Origin of the sequence: Klebsiella sp. KTE92, from assembly GCF_000398905.1 — a bacterium.
Classification (GTDB): domain Bacteria; phylum Pseudomonadota; class Gammaproteobacteria; order Enterobacterales; family Enterobacteriaceae; genus Klebsiella; species Klebsiella variicola.
The window spans coordinates 1,986,359-2,004,326 of the sequence record NZ_KB976100.1 but is presented as its reverse complement, the minus strand read 5'-3'; the positions used below and the strand labels follow the sequence as shown (position 1 = coordinate 2,004,326).

The following is a 17,968-nucleotide window of genomic DNA, read 5'->3' as shown; positions in this document are numbered from 1 at the left end:
ATTAGATACAAAAGAGGATTTATGAATAACAGTCAAATCGCCCGTCGTATGCAATCTGTACGCCCTTCACCGACAGCGGTCATTTCTGACCAGGTACGGGCACTGGAAGCCGCAGGCAAGCCGGTTATCAACCTGGGCGAAGGAGAACTGGATTTTGCTACCCCGGCCCATATCAGCTATGCGGGCATTGAAGCGATCGTGCATCATCAGACTAAGTATACCGCCGTTTCCGGCACCGCCGCGTTAAAGGAGGCCATTGCCGCCAAGTTCGCTCGCGACAATCAGTTGCATTACCGTCCGCAAGAGATCATCGCAGGCAGTGGCGCCAAGCAGCTTATTTTCAATGCTTTTCTGGCCACCCTCGACGCCGGGCAGCAGGTCATCATTCCCGCCCCCTACTGGGTCTCGTATCCGGATATGGTCTCTCTGGCCGATGGCGAACCGGTGATTGTGCCCTGTGATGAACAAAACGGCTGGAAGCTGACGCCGGAACAACTGGCCGCCGCCCTTACCCCATCAACGCGCTGGCTGATCCTCAACTCGCCGGGCAACCCGACGGGGGCGATTTACAGCGAGCAGGAACTGCGTGCCCTGGCTGCGGTGCTGGCGGATTACCCACAGGTGCTGGTGATGGCCGACGATATTTACGAGCCGCTGCGCTATGACAATATCCCTTTTACCACTTTTGCCCAGGCCGCCCCGCAGATGGTTTCACGTACCCTGACGGTAAACGGTGTGTCCAAAAGCCACGCCATGACCGGCTGGCGTCTGGGCTATGCGGGAGGGCCGCAATGGCTGATTGCCGCCATGCAGATCCTGCAATCACAAAGCACCTCCAACCCCAGCAGTATTTCGCAGGCTGCGGCGGTCGCAGCGCTTAACCACTCAGCCAATTTCTTCGACGGCTGGCTCAACGTGTTAGATAAACGCCGCCAGCAGGTGCTGGGAATGATTGCCGCCACCGATGGCCTGAGCGCCACCGCTCCCCAGGGGGCATTCTATGTGTTTGCTAACTGCCAGGCGCTCATGGGCCGGATGACCCCTGGCGGCGAAATCCTTCGCAACGACAGCGCGCTGGCGAACTGGCTATTAGAACAAACCCAGGTGGCCGTTTTACACGGCTCCGCGTTTGGAATGCCGGGGTATTTGCGTATTGCGTATGCGGTAGAAGATGGCCTGCTAACCCAAGCCTGCCAGCGGATAGCGGGCGCCTGCGCGCAATTGCGTTAAAAGCGTGTGGTGGCGCAGCGGCTACCCACGCGGCGGCAAACCACGCTCGGTCTGAAAAATGCCGTGCTTATCGCCTACCTTGCCGATAAGCACGTTGTCATCATGATAGCTCACCGGGTAATAGCGACGTTCTCTTTCCCGGTTTTCCACTCCACCGTTGCGGCCACTACCGCACGCGGCAGGAATAGCATCCTGCGCATAGCTAATAATAAAGCAACCTCCCTGCAGCTGAATTTATACCAGACCCACAAAATAGATTTTCGTTATTTTGTTAATGCTATAAAAAACACAATGCTAACAGCTATCCCCGAATGTTGAACACGTGCAAGGTTTCAGAAATTATGATATAGTTCGCGCTTTAATGGATAGTGATTAAGGTTGAAATATTGAAAACGGCCAATTTTTCTGAGTTGATAAAAATAGCTGCGCTACAACTGTTCAGAGAAAAAGGGTTTAGCAATGTCTCAACCCGTGATTTGACGCAGAAAATGAATATTTCCAGAAGTCATATCTATCACTATTATCGAGACTGGGAAACGCTCAAGAAATCCACTATTCAGTATATGTTTGAAAATGACATACAAGAATGTCATGCGTTTTTAAACGCGTCAGAAAAAATGAGCGCTAGTGAAAGAGTAAACCTCTATATCAGAACGCTGTTACCCGATGCACCTTCGGCACACTGGCTGCTCTACCTTGAACTATGGCCAATGGCAGCACGCGATGCGGATTATGCTAAATTAGTGCACGATTACTCCCTGCAATGGATCACTATTCTTGAAGGCATCATTAGCGTAGGGATGCAGGAAGGCGAGTTCCTTGCGGAAAACGCCGCTACCTCAGCCAGACAAATAAACACATTAATTGATGGGTATTCCAGCTTGCTGATCCTCGATTATTCAGAAGACAGACGCAGCATTTTTCTTAATGAAATATCTGAGCTTGCCTTTAAAATACTTAAAAAAGATTTCTGAGTGGGTGAAGCAAGGTAGCGTATCAGTTAACCCTTTTTTATATTGAGATAACTTAAAATACGCTGCATTTTACTTTCTGCCGTCGTATTCCCTGGCGCAGCGCTGTCTATCCAGGTCTCATCGGCTTCAGGATGCGGACCTGACAGGATGATGTTTCCCTTACCATACCGGTACTTACCAATGGCGATATCTCCATTCTTGTAGTAAGCGATCGGCTGGAATCCAGTACTTGAGATACTACTGTTGAGATAAGGCCCATCCTGGTAGTAAAAAGGCTCTTGTTTATTATTCCATGTCAGTTGCAGGGTATAATCGCCTTCATCAACGGCCTGCGAACCGGGTCTTCCCACCTCTGACTCTAAAGGCGCATCAATAAGCCCTATCCAGTCTTTGTCGGCAAGATAGGCTCCCATACAAAGACCAAGAAAGGATTTGCCACTTTTCACAAAATTGCGGATAGCCTCTGCCCCTTCATCACCCAGGGCTTGATAAGAGCCGGGTATATCCTGACCGCCGCCAGGTTGAATATAGAGATCGAATTTTTTCAGTGTTTGCGCATTTAATTTCAGCTTTTCTTTTTCACCAACATAAGAGATGTGCAGAGGCAGACCTGTCGCGATCAGCGATTTTACCACCATTTCAGAACAACCCGGGCACCCGGCCTCCCCGCGATAAACGGCGACATTATAACTCTCTGATTGCGAGGACTTTGCCTGCACCGATGCGGTGAAAAAGGCGAAAGAAAAGGCAACCGTTAGTATTTTTGCTTTTTTAAGTCTGGTGCCCTGGAAAAAAATTTTCATGTCAGTAGATCCCCTGGTTATGTAGTGTCATGGTTAATCACAGCGTATCACTTTTGGATCCCGCAGATGATGACGATAAATTAGAGCACCTGCTCAAATTTATCGTCAACCTCAAATTTGTCAAGCCGTTTAATTAAAATAAATAATGTTTCTTTATTCTGTAAAGTAAAGGTGACAATATTTTATAAACATCCTCCAATGAAACATCCTCATATCCTTAGCTTTCTCAATAATATTAAATACTGAAGAGAGGGTGAAAAAAGAGTCGATCATGCTCCATGTAATACAGCGGTCATCTTACCGGGCAAACATCAACCTGGGCGTACTGGTCGCGCTACACAGCGATGGCAGTTCAGCAACAACACCACATGGCATGTTTTACATAAATCATCATTATATTCATGTAGTTATAAAAACAACGTCACGTGCGCCTTGATCCATCAGCACATTCAATAATACTGTATATAAAAACAGTATTCGAGGATCGATACCATGCAGTTTACTCGGCCAACTGAGATTTCGCCCCCACTCATGCTCCCCCTCTTCTCCGAGAGGGTGCCCTGCGGATTTCCCAGCCCCGCTCAGGATTATGTTGAGGACAGGCTGGATCTCAATAAATTATTGATAAAACATCCGAGTGCTACCTACTTCATCAAAGTCAGCGGAGAGTCTATGCGTGATGCCGGCATCAGTGATGGAGACCTTTTAGTGGTTGACCGCTCACTGTCTGCCGTACATGGTGATATCGTCATTGCGGCTATCGCAGGTGAATTCACCGTGAAAGAACTTCGCACTCATCCTTTTTTACAGCTAGTGCCGCACAATCGCGATTACGCTTCCATTTCGTTTCATAATGCCGAAGAATTAGAAATATTTGGCGTGGTCATTTTTAGCATTAAAGCGCATAAATAATTATGTTTGCCCTCGTCGATGTCAATAATTTCTATACTTCTTGTGAAACGGTTTTTCGCCCTGATTTAAAGGGGAAGCCTATTGTGGTCGTGTCCAATAACGATGGTTGCATTATTTCTCGCTCTGCCGAAGCAAAATCCCTCGGTATAAAAAATGGCGAACCTTTCTTTAAAATAAAAAATAACCCTTATTATTCCAGTGTTCATTTTTTCAGTTCTAACTATGCGCTTTATGCCGACCTCAGTGACCGTGTTATGCAAACGCTCACGGCAATGTCTCCGTCAATAGAAATCTACTCCATCGATGAAGCCTTTATTAATTTATCCGGAGTAATGAATTGCGTCCCCTTATCCACCTTCGGCCATGAAATAAGAACTCACGTATTGAAAAATACTGGCTTAACGGTGGGCGTAGGTATTGCGCAAACCAAGACATTAGCCAAGCTCGCTAACCATGCCGCCAAGACATGGCGCGGCACTGGCGGCGTTGTCGACTTATCCAATATTGTGCGCCAACGCAGGCTACTCGCCCTTGTCCCTGTTGAAGAGGTCTGGGGCGTTGGGCGAAAAATGAGTAAAAAACTTAATTTAATGGGTATTAATACCGCTCTGGATCTGGCAGAAAGCTCATTATGGGTCATAAAAAAGCACTTCAATGTGGTGCTGGAAAGGACCGTTCGCGAACTGCGTGGTGAGCCATGTTTTGAGCTACAAGAATTTTCCCCAACAAAACAACAGATTATTTGTAGTCGCTCTTTTGGCAACCGGGTAACGCAGTATTCAGATATGCATCAAGCCATTTGCGCCTATGCTGAGCGAGCAGCAGAAAAATTACGCAGTGAGCATCAATTTTGCCGCTTCGTTAGCGTATTTGTCCGGACGAGTCCGCACGCCGTTAATGAAACATATTATGGCAACCAAGCGTCAATGAAGCTATTAACGCCGTCTAATGATACCCGTGACATTATAAATTGTGCCACAAACTGCCTGCAGAGAATTTGGATTGATGGTTATCGATATATGAAAGCCGGTGTTATGCTTGCTGATTTCTTCAGTAATGGCATAGCGCAGCTAAACTTATTTGACGATAACGCTCCGCGCAAAAATAGTGCTGCGTTAATGGACGTTATCGACCAATTAAATCAATCCGGGAAAGGAAAGGTCTGGTTTGCCGGTCAGGGGATCGAAAAATCCTGGGCGATGAAGCGTGAAATGCTTTCCCCGGCTTACACCACCCGATATTCAGACCTACCCGTCGCGAAATGAATGTACGCAGGTAATGACATCGCTTCGGGTGAAGGTCACTGCGTTTACCAGGCCTACGCAATCAGCGATAACGCCTTTGCAGCGCGGAAATCCCCTCCGCTCGTCAGTGAGGCCTGCCTGACCGCCGGCGGACGAGGTGCTGCTTTTGCGCGCAGCCCGTCTACCGCACGAGGTTGCGGATGAGCAGCACCGCGGCATTCGCTTGACACTGTACATTAATACAGTAAAACTATCGCCCGCGATCAGCATACAGAGGACAGAAGATGTTTGTGGAACTGATTTATGACAAGCGCAATTTTGCCGGGCTGCCGGGTGCCAGAGAGGCCATTCTTAACGAACTGACCAAACGCATGCAGCGCATTTTCCCGGAAGCGGAAGTGCGGGTGAAGCCGATGATGACGCTGCCGGCGATCAACACCGACGCCAGCAAGCATGAAAAAGAGCTGATCAGCCGTACGGTGCAGGAGATGTTTGAAGAAGCGGATATGTGGCTCACTGAAGAGTGATGCCGCCCGTCGTTGGCGGCGGCCATCTCTTTAAGAGCTTTCCCGGATGTGTCAGAGCAGCGGGCACCAGTACAATAGCGGCGGTTGCAGACTGGCAATGCAACCTTCGCTCACCTGCTGGCTCTTGCATACGGCCAGCAGGTGAGCCCTACCAGCCTCCCCTCATCGCCCTCACAGCGTCTCCGGTAGCGCCGCCATTATCCGATCCACCAGCTCGCGATGCTGATGGACCTTCCCGCATTTAACAATGATCTGCCTGGCATTGTCATAGCCCGGGGCCCACAGCCGGTTATTGAGCAGAACGTCCTTATAGACCGCGATCAGCGGTTTGTTCCACGCCGCCGCCATATGCACCACCGAGGTGTCCGGGGAGATAATCAGCTCCGCCTGGGCAATCAGCGCCATCGCATGGTGCAGCGTGTTAAACGGATTAATCACCACCTCCGGCGGCAGCGGGATGCGGATCTCACGCCGGTGATCGAGCAGAATAACCGCCAGCCCCGGATGGCGAGCCCGCAGCTTGTCGAGCAGTTCGGCCAGCTGCGTCTGGGAGAGACTCCGGTCGGCATGGCCGGCAAAAATATTAATCACTACCGCTTTTCCGCTCAGCGACGCCAGATACTGCGCCACCTCCTGCATAATCGGCCCGGGCACCGCCAGGTCGTAAGTGTCCAGAGCGCGGGTGTCCAGTTGGAGATAGTCGGCGATCAACGCGAACGTCTTCGTTACGTGCCAGCGCTGGCAGTCAAAATCAAAAGAGTGAGAGTAATGTTTAATCGATGGCCATTTATTAAACCCGAGTACTGATTTGGCTTTTATTTGTCGAAAAAGCCGCAGGCGATGCACGGGAATATCGAACAGCGAAGGGTCAATAATAATATCGTACTTATTATTAGCCAGTTCATTAATGACGTCGCGGGGTACGTTATGGTTAAATTTACGCAAAAAATCAGCGGAATTGACCGGCTCAGCCTCATAAATATGGCGGATCCGCGGGTTATAGCGCATCACCTGGCTGTTAGAGGTCGTCAGCAGAAAATCAACGATATAACCTGACTGATGCAGGCATTTTACCAGCGCGGAATCCACCACCACATCGCCGACCGCCCCCTCATTGCGCATGAGTAAGACAGTTTTCGCGGACGACAAATCCACCGGCTGACGGCGTCGGCGGTCCCAGAGCGCTTTCGCCACTCCCACCCGCAGGGCATTACGTACTTTCTTAGTAAAGTAATTCCGCCGTCTGTTGAGCTCCCTTATTTTATTAAACTTCTTGCGTGGGGAACCCTGCATGGTTGCATCGTGCATCATCCTAACCTCATTACGGCAATTATTAATATTCTGTGTCGTCCGATAGAGACTGAGCGAAATAAAAAAAGTTCGATTGAAAATGAAAATCATTCTTTTTTTTATTTACAAAATTCATCTGCTGCGCCTGCGAGATTGCACCACAGCACTGTGAAGCAATAATGAGCGAATGGTGAATTTCCCGGCCCACCGTTGGCAGGCTGACGCAACAGCGCTAAGCTGGCGGCTTGATGATGTCAGGAGGACGCTATGCTTGAAGCAGTAGAAGGTAATATCCACCAGCGCCTGTGCGCGCTGCTCGACGAACACCAGGCGCGCTACCGGGTGATGGCGCACGACGCGGTCGGCCAGTGCGAAGCCGTCTCGGCGATCCGCGGCACCGCGCTTGGCCAGGGCGCAAAAGCGCTAGTCTGTAAAGTAAAAGGAAACGGCGTCAACCAGCATGTGCTGGCGATCCTCGCCGCCGATCAGCAGGCCGATCTCGCCAGCCTGGCCCGGCATATCGGCGGCAGCAAAGCCTCGCTGGCCAGTCCGGCGGAAGTGGATGCCCTCACCGCCTGCGTGTTCGGCGCCATTCCCCCCTTCAGCTTCCATCCGGCGCTGCGGCTGGTGGCCGACCCGCTGCTGTTTGAGCGCTTTCCACAAATCGCCTTTAACGCCGGACGCCTGGATCGGTCGATCATTCTCGATACCGAGGATTATTTACATATCGCCCGACCGGAGATCGCGACCTTTCGCCGCCTTAGCTAACCGGGCATCCGCCCTGATTTTCGCCGCATGGCGTAAAAATCCTGTTTATTCACGCCACGATGCGTAGAGTAAGCGGGATATTTTTTGGCTTTCTTTTTTTGGCAAGGACCTCTGTACATGTTTGATACCACCCTGTTGATCCTGCTGGGCCTGGCGGCGCTCGGCTTTATCAGCCATAACACCACCGTAGCGATCTCTATCCTCGTGCTGATTATCGTGCGCGTTACACCGCTGAACACCTTCTTTCCCTGGATTGAGAAACAGGGGCTGACTGTCGGGATCATTATTTTAACCATCGGCGTGATGGCGCCTATCGCCAGCGGTACGCTGCCGCCCTCAACGCTGATCCACTCCTTTATGAACTGGAAATCACTGCTGGCGATTGCGGTCGGGGTGTTTGTTTCGTGGCTCGGCGGGCGCGGTGTCTCCCTGATGGGCTCCCAGCCGCATCTGGTGGCCGGGCTGCTGGTCGGCACGGTACTCGGCGTCGCCCTGTTTCGCGGCGTCCCGGTCGGACCGCTGATTGCCGCCGGGATCATCTCATTGTTTATTGGGAAGTCGTAGCCAGGCTGCCGTGATAGCGGCCCGGCGTCTGTCCGAGCCCTTTTTTAAACATGGTGATGAAGGCGGTGGTGGAGTCATAGCCCAGCGCCTGAGCCGTTTGCTGCACCGTCTGCCCGCGGATCAGCAGCTGCAGCGCGAGGATCAGCTGCAGCTGATGGCGCCAGCGGCGAAAGCTCAGCCCCGTTTCGCGCACCACCAGGCGGGCCAGATTGCGCTCGCTCATCGCAAACACCGCCGCCCACTGGCTCAGGGTCTGCCAGCGCGCCGGATCCTCGGCCATCATCGTCACCATCTGACGAATTTTCGGGTGGTTTGATACCGGCAGCTGCAGGTGCTCCTGCGGCTGCCGGGGCAGCTCATCAAACAGAACCTGCACCAGCCGGGCCGTGGCAGGGGCGGCCAGCAACTCCCCGCCGCGTTCCGCCAGGGTGAGGATCAGCTCCCGCACCAGCGGAGAAATCTTCAACGTACAGCAGCGGTCCGGCATCGGCGCGGCGCCCGGCTCGATGAACAGGAAACACACCTGGGCGCCGGGGGTGGCGCGGTTACTGTGGAAAAGCTGTCCCGGGACCCACACCGCATACTGCGGCGGCACCATCCACATCGCGTTCTCCACCTCGCAGGTCAAGGCGCCGTGCAGGGCGAGGATCAGCTGCCCCTTACGGTGAGAATGCGCCGGAATATACTGCTCCGCCTCCACCACCTGAATACGAAAGGCAATGGCCGATTCGTGGCCACTGTCCGGTTCATAACCATCCAGACCCAGTCCGATCATCATGTTGTCCGATATTAGCGATAATCTGTCATTTTAGCTTGATTTAAACAGAGGACAAAGTCGCTATCGTAACCCCCTCGTTAGTTACCTTGAGAATGATATGTCTTCTGTGATCTCCTCTACCGGCCGCCGCCCCGCGCTGCTGATTGCCGGTATCTTGCTCATCGCCACTACCCTGCGCGTGGTCTTTACCGGCGCGGCGCCGCTGCTGGACGCGATTCGTAGCGACTATGGCCTGACCACCGCGCAGACCGGGCTACTCACCACCCTGCCGCTGCTGGCCTTTGGCCTTGTTTCGCCGCTGGCGGCAGGAGTTGCCCGCCGGTTCGGCATGGAACGCAGCCTGCTGCTGGCGATGCTGCTGATCTGCGCCGGCATTGCCCTGCGCTCCCTGCCCTCCGCTGCGCTGCTGTTTATCGGCACGGCGGTGATCGGCTGCGGTATTGCGCTGGGTAACGTGCTGCTGCCCGGACTGATTAAACGCGATTTCTCGCAGCATGTCGCGCGGATGACCGGCGCCTATTCCCTGACGATGGGCGGCGCGGCGGCGCTCGGCTCGGCGCTGGTGGTTCCCGTGGCAATGGCCGGATTCGGCTGGCGCGGCGCGCTGTTGCTGCTGATGGTCTTCCCGCTGCTGGCGATCCTCAGCTGGCTACCACAGTCCCGGCACCGGGCGGAGGCGCCATTGACCGGCTCAGGCGCCATGCATAATCGGGGGATCTGGCGGTCGGCGCTGGCCTGGCAGGTGACGCTGTTCCTCGGCATCAACTCGCTGGTCTATTACGTGATTATCGGCTGGCTGCCGTCGATTCTACAGAGTATGGGCTATAGCGAAGCGCAGGCCGGCTCGCTGCATGGCCTGCTGCAGCTGGCGACCGCCGCGCCAGGTCTGGCGATACCGTTGATCCTGCATCGGCTGCGCGACCAGCGTGGGATCGCGGTGCTGGTCGCCCTGATGTGCGCCATCAGCGCCGCCGGGCTGTGGCTGCTGCCAGGGCTGGCGATCGGCTGGACGCTGCTGTTCGGCTTTGGCTCCGGAGCTACCATGATCCTCGGCCTGACGTTTATCGGCCTGCGCGCCAGCTCGGCGCACCAGGCCGCGGCGCTGTCAGGGATGGCGCAGAGCGTCGGCTATCTGCTGGCCGCCTGCGGGCCGCCGCTGATGGGTAAGATCCACGATGCTAATGGCGACTGGCATATTCCGCTGCTGGCGGTGGCGCTGATTTCGCTGGTGATGGCGGTCTGCGGCGCCCTCGCCGGACGAGACCGGGAAATCCATTCCTGAAGATGACCGGCAGCGCCCGCTGCCGGTGGGTTTATTGTGCCGCGGCGCGAATCAGCGCCTGTACCAGCGGCGAGGGACGCCCATCCAGCGCGTGGCGTTCATGCTGGAACAACGTGGCGACAAAAAACGGGTGCGTCACCAGCTCGACGGCGCGGATCTCACCCTCTTCATCCCAGCCGGTGACGCGCAGATCGCCCTGTTCCAGCTCTCCGGCAAACGCGCTGTCCACCCCGTACCGGCAGTGGTAGCCCTCTTCAATGCTCTCCCGGCCATAGGCGCGGGCAATCAGCGTATTCGCCCGCAGCTCGACGACGGCGGAGGTCTCCACCAGCGAACAGCTAAGGGGAGCGATCACCATCCGCCCTTCGCTGTCAGTTTCCGCATGACCGGCATCCTGCCAGCCGAGCACGTTACGGGCGTATTCAATCACCGCGTGCTGAAAGCCGCCGCAGGTGCCGAGGAAAGGGATGCCGTTTTCGCGGGCATAGCGGATCGCGGTAAAGGCCCCCTGCGGATGACGATACGGGCTACCGGGAACGACCCAGACGGCATCGTACTCGGCCAGCGCCTCGCCGGAGACGATCGACGGAGTGGCGAGCCAGTCATATTTCACCGGCTGCTCCAGCACGGCGGCAGCATCGTCTATCGCCAGGGGAATGGCCTGGTGGGCAACAATATCGGGGTGATAATCGCCGACGAGGGCGAGGCGTAAAGGGGTTTTCATAGCAGGTTCCTTATGTCTGGACGAGACGAGCAGCACAAGGCACGTCAGGATAGCGATCCCTCCAGTGGAACACAATCCTTATTTTCGCCCCACCGCCCCCGCCGGCGGGTAAGGTATACTGGAGCAAGCGTGAAAGGGAGAAAGGATGAAAAGTAAGCTTTTGGTCAGCGCCTGCCTGATGGGATTCCAGGTGCGGTATAACGGTAGCGAGAAGGCACAGCTGGCGGCGACGCTGTCCCGCTGGCAGCAGACGGGGCGGCTGGTGATCCACTGCCCGGAGCTGGCGGCCGGTCTGTCCACGCCCCGTCTGCCGGCGGAGATCGTCGGCGGCGCCGGCGGGGATGTCCTTGCCGGCCGGGCGCGGATCGTGGAAAGCGACGGCCGCGACGTCACGGGACATTACCAGCTGGCCGCCTGGCTGGCGCTCAGCGCCGCCCGGGAAGCGGGCTGTCAGGCAGCGTTACTCACCGATGGCAGCCCTACCTGCGGCAGCCAGTTTGTCTATGACGGCTCCTTTCGCGGACGACGCAAAGCGGGCGCCGGGGTCGCGGCCGATCTGCTGCGCGCTCACGGCATCACGGTATTTTCCGACGGGCAAATCCCGCAGTTGCTCGCCTGGATGGCACAGAGGGAGCAGGATGATGATTCAATGTAAACGGGTGTATGACCCGCAGGAAAGCAGCGACGGCTACCGGGTGCTGGTCGACCGTCTCTGGCCGCGGGGGATTAAAAAAGAGGCGCTGGCCTGTGATGAGTGGTGTAAGGCGTTAACGCCTTCCGCTGAGCTGCGAAAAGCCTTTCACGGCGAGGCGATCGATTTCGCCCACTTCAGCCAGCGCTATCGCCAGGAGCTCGACGCCCACCGTGAAACGGGCCTGCGGCTGGCAGCGCTGGCGCAGCGCCAGCCGTTGACGCTGCTGTACGCTGCGAAGAACACCGAGCAGAATCATGCCCGGGTGCTGGCCGCCTGGCTGGCGGCCCTGCCGGTTACGATTTAGTCGGATGATCCCGACGCCACAGCGCCCACTCGTCGAGGGTTTCGCCGCTGGGTAGTTTGCACTGGGTGCTAACGCCCTGCGGCGTTTGCACCGGCACCCGGGTACCGCCGGATTGCTGACAGTACACCGACGCGGGATTGGCCATGCCGATGGTTTTCGTCGGCGCGGTGGACTGCGGCTGGGCACAGCCGGCTAATACCAGTGGCAGAATAGCCAGTAACTTTTTCATCGTTCCTCCCTTTCCTGAATGCCCGGGGATTTTAGCCTGAATCTCCACGTTTTCTCCATCTTGCCTGCACTTTTCCCCCGTAGAGTAGCCCCTGTTCTCGAACTGACCAGAGAACAGATCATTCCATAATCAATGAGTTTTTCCCCGTCGCCCCCGACGGGGCTTTTTTTCCTGCCGCGTGGACAAGTATTCCCCAAACAGATGTGATAAATTTAAAAATATCACTGTTTATTCGACGCTGATGTCCGTTTGCAGCCCATTATGCTGGGGTGACGTTTGGCGTGCTGGAGCTGTATTATTCATGTCAGATTTTATTCTTGCCCGGGTGTCGCAAACCCTCGCTGCGGAACAGTCCCTGGAAACCCTGGTGCGCCAGCTGCTGGAGATGCTGGAGGCGGTGACCCGAATGGAGTCCACCTATCTTACCCGCATCGATATCAACGCCCAGCGGCAGCAGGTGATGTTCGCCCATAACAGCAGCGAAATGCAGATCCCGGAAGGTTTTTCTGTCCCGTGGGATGAATCCCTGTGCAAACGCGCCCTTGAGGATCAGTGCACGTTTAGCAACGACGTGGCCCATCGCTGGCACTCCTGCATCGCCGCCCAGGAGCTGGGGATCGCCACCTTTTTAAGCATTCCCGTCCGCCTGGCCGATGGCTCGCTGTTCGGTACCCTCTGCGCCACCAGCCGACAGAAGCAACCTTATAATCTCGAAGGTGAACAGGTGATGGGCCTGTTCGCGAAGCTCATTTCCCACTACGTGGAAAAAGACACCCTGGTGCAACAGCTGCAGGCGGCTAACGTCGCGCTGGAGCTGCACTCGTCGACCGATGAGCTCACCCAGCTTCCTAATCGCCGTGCGCTGTTTAAGCAGCTGGCGCTACGCTTTGCCTCCGCCCGCGCCCAGCAGCAGCAGGTGTCGCTGATTTTTATCGATCTCGACGGTTTTAAAGCCATTAACGATCGGTTCGGTCATCCGTGCGGCGACAGCTTCCTGGTGCAGGTCGGCGAACGACTCACCGCCGTCGCGCGCCGTGAGGATATCGTTGGTCGTCTTGGCGGCGATGAGTTTTTGATCGTCGGTAGCGCCCAGGAGCCCGCGGCGCAGCAGGCGTATGTCACGATCCTGCGCCAGGCCCTGTGCGGCGTCTACTTCCTCGGCGAACAGCGTATCGACTATGAAGGCGCCAGCTTCGGGGTGATCATCTGCGATCCGCAGAGTATCGATGTTGAAGCGGCTTTACGCGCCGCCGATGAGGCGATGTACCAGGATAAGAAGTCCCGCCGTCAGGAGAATTTCATTCATATTGACTAAAGTACCGCGATATCCAGTATCATGCAGGGCATCATTCGTGGGTACAGGGACACTATCATGAAATTGGGTATTCTTTTCCCGGTGGCGATCTTTATCATCGCCGTCGTCTTTCTCGGTTGGTTTTTTGTCGGCGGCTATGCGGCGCCGGGTGGGGCATAATGAAAAAAAGCACCATTATTATGCTGGTTGTCGCCATCGTGGCGGTGGCCGGCAGCCAGTTCGGCTGGTGGTGATCGCGGCGGCGATATTGCGGAGTTATCCTATCCCATCAACAAGTTAACCCTTTACACTCACGTTATCCACCGCGGCATTCTCTGCCCCGGGGAAAGCAGAATAGCGGGAGAAGTAAGGGATGAAAAAACCGATCGTGTTACCGTTGATTATTGCGCTGTGCACGCTGTTATCGGGATGCATTATTGACGATGGGTACCACGCCCATCGCCATCACCACCATCATCACTATCATGACGATGATTAATCCTTCAGGCTGTTGATGGGCCGATAAGACAGGGCGAACCATGGTTCGCCCGTTGACGCTTAATCCTGGCGCTCATCGCCGAGGAAAATAAAGCCGAGAGGAATAGCGAAGAGCGCGGTAAAGACAATGCTGTAAACCGTCACCATCGCCCCCTGCAGGAAGAACATGGACGTCGTCCACTCTGAGTACGGCATATTGTACTCGCTCACCACGCCCCCGAAGGTCGCCCGCCCCACCACCGCCAGCGCGATAGCAAACACCGCCGCGAGCGACAGACAGTATTTTTTGCAGTTTTTATTGCTGAGGAGTTTTTGCAGAATCATCGGGGCTTCCTTTTTGCTGAGCGATAAACGGCTGTATATGTAACACCAATGCAATAAAAAATGAAGGGTTTTTGTTACAGGGCAGAATAAGAGACGGCGGGCCGGTCAGCGGGTAACCGGCCCGAGGGGATCAGGACTGCAGGGTAGCCAGGCGCGCGGCGAACCCAACGAAAATCAGACCAATCAAGCTGTTGCCAAGTTTGGCCAGCTTCTTGCGGGTTTTAACGTAGCGGGTGACAAACGAGCCGGAGAGGATCAAAAAGCTCATATAGCAGAAGCTAATCACCTCGAGGGTCAGCGCCAGAATAAAGAACGCCACGCCGGGCTCTTTGGCGTTGACATCGATAAACTGCACGAAAAACGACACATAGAACAGAATCGCTTTCGGATTGGTCAGACTCAGGGTCAGAGAGCGCTTGAGGATCGCGCTCGCCGGCTCCGCGCTGGCGTCGGCCTGGCCATCGCGCTGGGTCAGCACCGCGTAGAGCATTTTACCCCCCAGCCACAGCAGGTAGATCGCCCCGAGGTAGCGGACGACGTTAAACAGCACCGGCGTGGTCTTAATCAGCGTCGCCACGCCGGCAAAGGCCAGAAACATCAGCACCGCGTCGCCAATAAAGACGCCCGCCGCTGCCAGATAGCCTTTCTTCACGCCGTGGGCAATGCCCGTCTTCAGCACAAAAAACGTATTAGGGCCAGGAACGAGGATGATAAACACCGCCCCGACCAGGTAGGTCAAATAATTCAGAACACCAAACTCAGCGAACACTCTGCACTCCTTCGCGCACGACTAAAACATGATCCGGCTCACGTTACCCCAACTGTCGGGATTTTGAAAGCGCAGCCTGTGCGGGAAGGTTAATAGACGGAAGGTTCACCCAGCGGGCGGGTTTTAAAACGACGGTGCACCCACAGATACTGCTCGGGGGCACGCAAAATCTCGCGCTCGATCACCTTGTTGATATAGCCGGCAGCGATCTGCTTATCTTCACCCGGATAATCATTCATTACTTCGCTAATATGCAGGCTGTAGCCCTGGCGATCCAGCTTGCGCACCATACTGATACTCAGCATTTTCGCACCCGATAAACGAGACAGAACATAGGTGCCGTTGGTGGTCGCCGCCTGTGGGACGGAGAAAAACGGCGCAAACACGCTGCCCTTAGGACCGTAATCCTGGTCGGGAGCAAACCACACCGCTTCGCCTGATTTTAAGGCATGCACCAGACCGGTCAGGTTGTTGCGATCGATCATCGCTTTGTTCGAACGCAGGCGACCACGGGTTTGCACCCACTCCATCAGCGGGCTGTTGTGCGGACGATAAGTGGCCATCATTGGACGGCACAGCCCCATCGCGCGCCCGCCCAGCTCCAGCGACATAAAGTGCACACCGACCACCATCACCCCTTTGCCGCCGCTAAGCGCATGATTAAGGTTGGCAAATCCTTCGACATCAAACCATTTTTTGACCCGCTCGTCGCTCCAGAACCAGGCCATGCCGGTTTCGATAAGCCCCATTCCCAGCGACATAAAGTTTTGATCGATCAGGGTCTCGCGCGCCGCCGGCGACATGTCCGGGAAGCAGAGCTCAATATTGCGCCGGGCGATATGTTCGCGGCGTTTGAGAAAGCGTCGGGAGAGGCGACCCGCGCTGGTGCCAATAAAATGCAGCAGCGGATAAGGCAGTTGCACGATTAACCAGAGGATGCCGAGCCCAAACCAGGTCAGCCAGTTGCGCGGGTGTAAAAGTTGTTTATTAAATACGCAGGCCATGATTTTTCCTGTAAACATTAATTATGTGGTAACGCTTAAGGAAAACAGAATCCATTTATCATCATTAGGCGGTACGTACAGCAAGTTCGACAATACTAATCCGCTGAAATTCCCTCCGGCAAGTAAAAAACAACTTGCTGACAAAAAAACATAATTGCGGCACAAATGTTACCAAATGTAAACTTAAATCTTATCCTCTTCTTAATATATTCATCGTGCATATCATTTTCACGCTAATCATCAGCGTTACTAACAGGCATAACCGAAACCCGCCGCGAGAACGCCTTGTCTGCCGGGGACTGAGCCCGCTCAGCCACGTGGCCCGCAGCCCGCCCGCGTCCACAAGATCGTCGTCTGTACCGCGAAAGAATTAAAGCACTCCCGCTTCAGAGTGAAACATTTTTTATCCGTCGGCATAAGGAATATTAAAATCGCCTTAAGGGAATAATTAAGAATAGACTTATTTAAAGATGCTTTAAAAATAAGCGTCTTGCCAGTTGTTTGCACTTTAATACCACCCACACCCGCCGTAAAAAAAATATTTCTTTACGCCTTATACGCATAAAGCGCGGCGTTTAGCGCAGACAGTGACCCGACATCGGGTCACTGTGGGGCAAACCGCAGCGAAGGCGTGAGCGACGCCCTGGCCGCAGAGGATCAGTAGGTGTGGAAATATTGCTGGATCAGCTGTGGATCTTTCGTTTGCGTCAGCGCAGTCATCAACAGAATACGCGCTTTCGCTGGGTTGAGGGAGTCGGACACCAGCCCAGGCTGGCTGTCATCCGGCGGCACGACGCCGCTGCCGGTACGGGAGGCGCGAACCACCACGATGCCCGCCTGCTGCGCTTTTTTGATGCCCGCAGCGCTACGTACCGACACCGACCCCGCCCCGGTTCCGGCGTAGATAATACCGTCGGCATGATGGGCGATCGCCGCGTCGTACATATACTCCGGGTCGTCCTGATAACCATAAATGATCACCACCTTCGGCAGGGTCTTCAGCTGGCGGACATCGAACACCGAGCGCAGGGTGTGAATTTTATCCACGCGCGTCTCGAACTGGGGTTTTCCGCCCACCACGACGCCAAGGTAGCCCTCCTCCGGCGCCCGGAAGGTATCCAGCGAAGTGGCATTGGTTTTGGTGACGAAGCGCGCCGCGCCGATGCGGTCGTTCAGCACCACCATCACCCCGCGACCCCGGGCATCAGGATCGGCGGCGACTGTGACCGCTTCCAGCAGGTTCATCGGCCCGTCGGCGCTGATCGCCGTCGCCGGACGCATCGCCGCGGTAAAGACCACCGGCTTGTTGCTTTTGACCGTCAGATTGAGGAAATAAGGGGTTTCATCGAGGGTGTCCGTGCCGTGGGTGATCACCACGCCATCGACATCATCCCGGGCCAATAACGCATTCACCCGCTTCGAGAGTGCCAGGATAATGTCGCTGGTCATATTCTCACTGCCGATATTCGCCACCTGCTCGCCCTCGACATGAGCGATTTTACTCATTTCCGGCACGGCGTTAATCAGCGTCTGCACGCCAATCGCCCCGGCTTTATAACCCGTTGTCTGGGTATTGCTGGCAGCCGAACCGGCAATCGTCCCGCCGGTGGCTAAAATAACGATATGCGGTAGACGCGTCTCGCTAAATGCCAGACTGCTCATCGTCAGTAACGCAATGGTAAGTAATGCTCTAAAATTCATACAGGTCACTCCCTTCATAGACATTAATCAAACTAACGCTTGCTTAATGCAAAGG

General features: G+C 55.1%; 23 protein-coding genes and 1 pseudogene. 15 read left to right on the top strand and 9 right to left on the bottom strand.

Annotation, left to right across the window (positions count from 1 at the left end):
• Positions 1-21: 21 nt before the first annotated feature.
• Together A1WC_RS15895 and A1WC_RS15900 are read left to right on the top strand one after the other, a co-directional pair.
• Positions 22-1,230 carry a pyridoxal phosphate-dependent aminotransferase gene (locus A1WC_RS15895; protein ID WP_016160706.1) on the top strand — a complete coding sequence of 403 codons (1,209 nt, stop codon included), beginning with the start codon at positions 22-24 and terminating at the stop codon, positions 1,228-1,230.
• A 386-nt stretch (positions 1,231-1,616) separates the two neighbouring features.
• Entirely contained in the window at positions 1,617-2,204 is a 588-nt protein-coding gene (locus tag A1WC_RS15900; RefSeq protein WP_016160705.1) for a TetR/AcrR family transcriptional regulator, read from the top strand.
• A 26-nt stretch (positions 2,205-2,230) separates the two neighbouring features.
• On the opposite strand, the gene A1WC_RS15905 is transcribed toward A1WC_RS15900, so the two are convergent.
• Complete coding sequence (locus tag A1WC_RS15905; protein WP_016160704.1) at positions 2,231-3,007, bottom strand: BPL-N domain-containing protein; 777 nt, start codon at positions 3,005-3,007, stop codon at positions 2,231-2,233.
• A gap of 492 nt (positions 3,008-3,499) precedes the next feature.
• On the opposite strand from A1WC_RS15905, the gene umuD reads away from it, so the two are divergent.
• The 3 genes from umuD to A1WC_RS15920 all read left to right on the top strand — a co-directional run bounded on the left by umuD (position 3,500) and on the right by A1WC_RS15920 (position 5,690).
• Positions 3,500-3,919 carry a translesion error-prone DNA polymerase V autoproteolytic subunit gene (gene umuD / locus A1WC_RS15910; RefSeq protein ID WP_008807676.1) on the top strand — a complete coding sequence of 140 codons (420 nt, stop codon included), beginning with the start codon at positions 3,500-3,502 and terminating at the stop codon, positions 3,917-3,919.
• Positions 3,920-3,921: 2 nt separating this feature from the next.
• Positions 3,922-5,184: a translesion error-prone DNA polymerase V subunit UmuC gene (gene umuC / locus A1WC_RS15915; RefSeq protein WP_008807677.1), complete on the top strand. Its 1,263-nt coding sequence runs from the start codon at positions 3,922-3,924 to the stop codon at positions 5,182-5,184.
• A 263-nt stretch (positions 5,185-5,447) separates the two neighbouring features.
• A complete protein-coding gene (locus A1WC_RS15920) occupies positions 5,448-5,690 on the top strand; it encodes a DinI family protein (protein ID WP_002901096.1) in 243 nt (80 codons plus the stop codon).
• Positions 5,691-5,861: 171 nt separating this feature from the next.
• Here the strand turns inward: A1WC_RS15920 and A1WC_RS15925 are convergent, their stop codons facing one another.
• The gene (locus tag A1WC_RS15925) at positions 5,862-6,998 is read right to left on the bottom strand and encodes a glycosyltransferase family 9 protein (protein WP_162542822.1); all 1,137 of its coding nucleotides are present in this window, start codon (positions 6,996-6,998) and stop codon (positions 5,862-5,864) included.
• Here A1WC_RS15925 and A1WC_RS28260 point away from each other — a divergent pair.
• The 3 genes and pseudogenes from A1WC_RS28260 to A1WC_RS15935 all read left to right on the top strand — a co-directional run bounded on the left by A1WC_RS28260 (position 6,993) and on the right by A1WC_RS15935 (position 8,312).
• A pseudogene (locus tag A1WC_RS28260) lies at positions 6,993-7,152 on the top strand (hypothetical protein). The gene A1WC_RS15925 and the pseudogene A1WC_RS28260 overlap by 6 nt on opposite strands.
• A gap of 95 nt (positions 7,153-7,247) precedes the next feature.
• Positions 7,248-7,748 (top strand): YbaK/prolyl-tRNA synthetase associated domain-containing protein, encoded by a 501-nt coding sequence (locus tag A1WC_RS15930; RefSeq protein ID WP_008807680.1) that lies wholly within the window; start codon positions 7,248-7,250, stop codon positions 7,746-7,748.
• Between the two features lie 117 nt (positions 7,749-7,865).
• Positions 7,866-8,312, top strand: a complete 447-nt coding sequence (locus tag A1WC_RS15935; protein WP_012968512.1) for a DUF441 domain-containing protein — start codon at positions 7,866-7,868, stop codon at positions 8,310-8,312.
• Here A1WC_RS15935 and A1WC_RS15940 read toward each other — a convergent pair.
• On the bottom strand, positions 8,296-9,090 hold the full coding sequence (locus A1WC_RS15940) for an AraC family transcriptional regulator (RefSeq protein ID WP_162493273.1): 795 nt from the start codon (positions 9,088-9,090) through the stop codon (positions 8,296-8,298). The genes A1WC_RS15935 and A1WC_RS15940 overlap by 17 nt on opposite strands.
• Before the next feature lie 106 nt (positions 9,091-9,196).
• Between A1WC_RS15940 and A1WC_RS15945 the strand changes: the two genes are divergently transcribed.
• A complete protein-coding gene (locus A1WC_RS15945; protein WP_162494479.1) occupies positions 9,197-10,372 on the top strand; it encodes a CynX/NimT family MFS transporter in 1,176 nt (391 codons plus the stop codon).
• Between the two features lie 31 nt (positions 10,373-10,403).
• On the opposite strand, the gene A1WC_RS15950 is transcribed toward A1WC_RS15945, so the two are convergent.
• The gene (locus tag A1WC_RS15950; protein ID WP_012968515.1) at positions 10,404-11,096 is read right to left on the bottom strand and encodes a CTP synthase; all 693 of its coding nucleotides are present in this window, start codon (positions 11,094-11,096) and stop codon (positions 10,404-10,406) included.
• A gap of 145 nt (positions 11,097-11,241) precedes the next feature.
• Between A1WC_RS15950 and A1WC_RS15955 the strand changes: the two genes are divergently transcribed.
• Both A1WC_RS15955 and A1WC_RS15960 read left to right on the top strand, forming a co-directional pair.
• Positions 11,242-11,751: a DUF523 domain-containing protein gene (locus A1WC_RS15955; protein WP_012968516.1), complete on the top strand. Its 510-nt coding sequence runs from the start codon at positions 11,242-11,244 to the stop codon at positions 11,749-11,751.
• 4 nt (positions 11,752-11,755) lie between these two features.
• Positions 11,756-12,094 (top strand): DUF488 domain-containing protein, encoded by a 339-nt coding sequence (locus tag A1WC_RS15960; RefSeq protein ID WP_075203370.1) that lies wholly within the window; start codon positions 11,756-11,758, stop codon positions 12,092-12,094.
• On the opposite strand, the gene A1WC_RS15965 is transcribed toward A1WC_RS15960, so the two are convergent.
• Positions 12,084-12,323 carry a DUF333 domain-containing protein gene (locus A1WC_RS15965; protein ID WP_016160701.1) on the bottom strand — a complete coding sequence of 80 codons (240 nt, stop codon included), beginning with the start codon at positions 12,321-12,323 and terminating at the stop codon, positions 12,084-12,086. The two genes, A1WC_RS15960 and A1WC_RS15965, sit on opposite strands and share 11 nt — an antisense overlap.
• A gap of 301 nt (positions 12,324-12,624) precedes the next feature.
• Here A1WC_RS15965 and A1WC_RS15970 point away from each other — a divergent pair, with 301 nt between their 5' ends.
• The 4 genes from A1WC_RS15970 to A1WC_RS27170 all read left to right on the top strand — a co-directional run bounded on the left by A1WC_RS15970 (position 12,625) and on the right by A1WC_RS27170 (position 14,116).
• Positions 12,625-13,638, top strand: coding sequence for a sensor domain-containing diguanylate cyclase (locus A1WC_RS15970; RefSeq protein WP_012968528.1), 1,014 nt, complete (start codon positions 12,625-12,627; stop codon positions 13,636-13,638).
• 57 nt (positions 13,639-13,695) lie between these two features.
• A complete protein-coding gene (locus A1WC_RS27180) occupies positions 13,696-13,797 on the top strand; it encodes a YoaK family small membrane protein (RefSeq protein WP_004150782.1) in 102 nt (33 codons plus the stop codon).
• On the top strand, positions 13,797-13,871 hold the full coding sequence (yoaJ, locus tag A1WC_RS28515) for a protein YoaJ (protein WP_004892898.1): 75 nt from the start codon (positions 13,797-13,799) through the stop codon (positions 13,869-13,871). The genes A1WC_RS27180 and yoaJ overlap by 1 nt, the downstream gene beginning before the upstream one ends.
• 119 nt (positions 13,872-13,990) lie before the next feature.
• Entirely contained in the window at positions 13,991-14,116 is a 126-nt protein-coding gene (locus tag A1WC_RS27170; RefSeq protein WP_012542130.1) for a hypothetical protein, read from the top strand.
• 59 nt (positions 14,117-14,175) lie between these two features.
• On the opposite strand, the gene A1WC_RS15980 is transcribed toward A1WC_RS27170, so the two are convergent.
• The 4 genes from A1WC_RS15980 to fraE all read right to left on the bottom strand — a co-directional run bounded on the left by A1WC_RS15980 (position 14,176) and on the right by fraE (position 17,913).
• Positions 14,176-14,439, bottom strand: coding sequence for a DUF2534 family protein (locus tag A1WC_RS15980; RefSeq protein ID WP_004203731.1), 264 nt, complete (start codon positions 14,437-14,439; stop codon positions 14,176-14,178).
• Positions 14,440-14,569: 130 nt separating this feature from the next.
• A complete protein-coding gene (gene leuE, locus A1WC_RS15985; protein WP_016160700.1) occupies positions 14,570-15,208 on the bottom strand; it encodes a leucine efflux protein LeuE in 639 nt (212 codons plus the stop codon).
• Positions 15,209-15,297: 89 nt separating this feature from the next.
• Entirely contained in the window at positions 15,298-16,212 is a 915-nt protein-coding gene (lpxP, locus tag A1WC_RS15990; RefSeq protein ID WP_008807690.1) for a kdo(2)-lipid IV(A) palmitoleoyltransferase, read from the bottom strand.
• Positions 16,213-16,869: 657 nt separating this feature from the next.
• Positions 16,870-17,913, bottom strand: a complete 1,044-nt coding sequence (fraE, locus tag A1WC_RS15995) for a fructose-asparagine asparaginase (protein ID WP_016160699.1) — start codon at positions 17,911-17,913, stop codon at positions 16,870-16,872.
• Positions 17,914-17,968: the final 55 nt, after the last annotated feature.

What these genes read in the sequence shown, in the direction of transcription:
- A1WC_RS15895 (WP_016160706.1), top strand. Translation starts at nt 22, where the DNA reads ATGAATAACAGTCAAATCGCCCGTCGTATGCAATCTGTACGCCCTTCA.
- A1WC_RS15905 (WP_016160704.1), bottom strand. Translation starts at nt 3,007, where the DNA reads ATGAAAATTTTTTTCCAGGGCACCAGACTTAAAAAAGCAAAAATACTA.
- umuD (WP_008807676.1), top strand. Translation starts at nt 3,500, where the DNA reads ATGCAGTTTACTCGGCCAACTGAGATTTCGCCCCCACTCATGCTCCCC.
- umuC (WP_008807677.1), top strand. Translation starts at nt 3,922, where the DNA reads ATGTTTGCCCTCGTCGATGTCAATAATTTCTATACTTCTTGTGAAACG.
- A1WC_RS15920 (WP_002901096.1), top strand. Translation starts at nt 5,448, where the DNA reads ATGTTTGTGGAACTGATTTATGACAAGCGCAATTTTGCCGGGCTGCCG.
- A1WC_RS15925 (WP_162542822.1), bottom strand. Translation starts at nt 6,998, where the DNA reads ATGCACGATGCAACCATGCAGGGTTCCCCACGCAAGAAGTTTAATAAA.
- A1WC_RS15930 (WP_008807680.1), top strand. Translation starts at nt 7,248, where the DNA reads ATGCTTGAAGCAGTAGAAGGTAATATCCACCAGCGCCTGTGCGCGCTG.
- A1WC_RS15935 (WP_012968512.1), top strand. Translation starts at nt 7,866, where the DNA reads ATGTTTGATACCACCCTGTTGATCCTGCTGGGCCTGGCGGCGCTCGGC.
- A1WC_RS15940 (WP_162493273.1), bottom strand. Translation starts at nt 9,090, where the DNA reads ATGATGATCGGACTGGGTCTGGATGGTTATGAACCGGACAGTGGCCAC.
- A1WC_RS15950 (WP_012968515.1), bottom strand. Translation starts at nt 11,096, where the DNA reads ATGAAAACCCCTTTACGCCTCGCCCTCGTCGGCGATTATCACCCCGAT.
- A1WC_RS15955 (WP_012968516.1), top strand. Translation starts at nt 11,242, where the DNA reads ATGAAAAGTAAGCTTTTGGTCAGCGCCTGCCTGATGGGATTCCAGGTG.
- A1WC_RS15965 (WP_016160701.1), bottom strand. Translation starts at nt 12,323, where the DNA reads ATGAAAAAGTTACTGGCTATTCTGCCACTGGTATTAGCCGGCTGTGCC.
- A1WC_RS15970 (WP_012968528.1), top strand. Translation starts at nt 12,625, where the DNA reads ATGTCAGATTTTATTCTTGCCCGGGTGTCGCAAACCCTCGCTGCGGAA.
- A1WC_RS27180 (WP_004150782.1), top strand. Translation starts at nt 13,696, where the DNA reads ATGAAATTGGGTATTCTTTTCCCGGTGGCGATCTTTATCATCGCCGTC.
- A1WC_RS27170 (WP_012542130.1), top strand. Translation starts at nt 13,991, where the DNA reads ATGAAAAAACCGATCGTGTTACCGTTGATTATTGCGCTGTGCACGCTG.
- A1WC_RS15980 (WP_004203731.1), bottom strand. Translation starts at nt 14,439, where the DNA reads ATGATTCTGCAAAAACTCCTCAGCAATAAAAACTGCAAAAAATACTGT.
- lpxP (WP_008807690.1), bottom strand. Translation starts at nt 16,212, where the DNA reads ATGGCCTGCGTATTTAATAAACAACTTTTACACCCGCGCAACTGGCTG.
- fraE (WP_016160699.1), bottom strand. Translation starts at nt 17,913, where the DNA reads ATGAATTTTAGAGCATTACTTACCATTGCGTTACTGACGATGAGCAGT.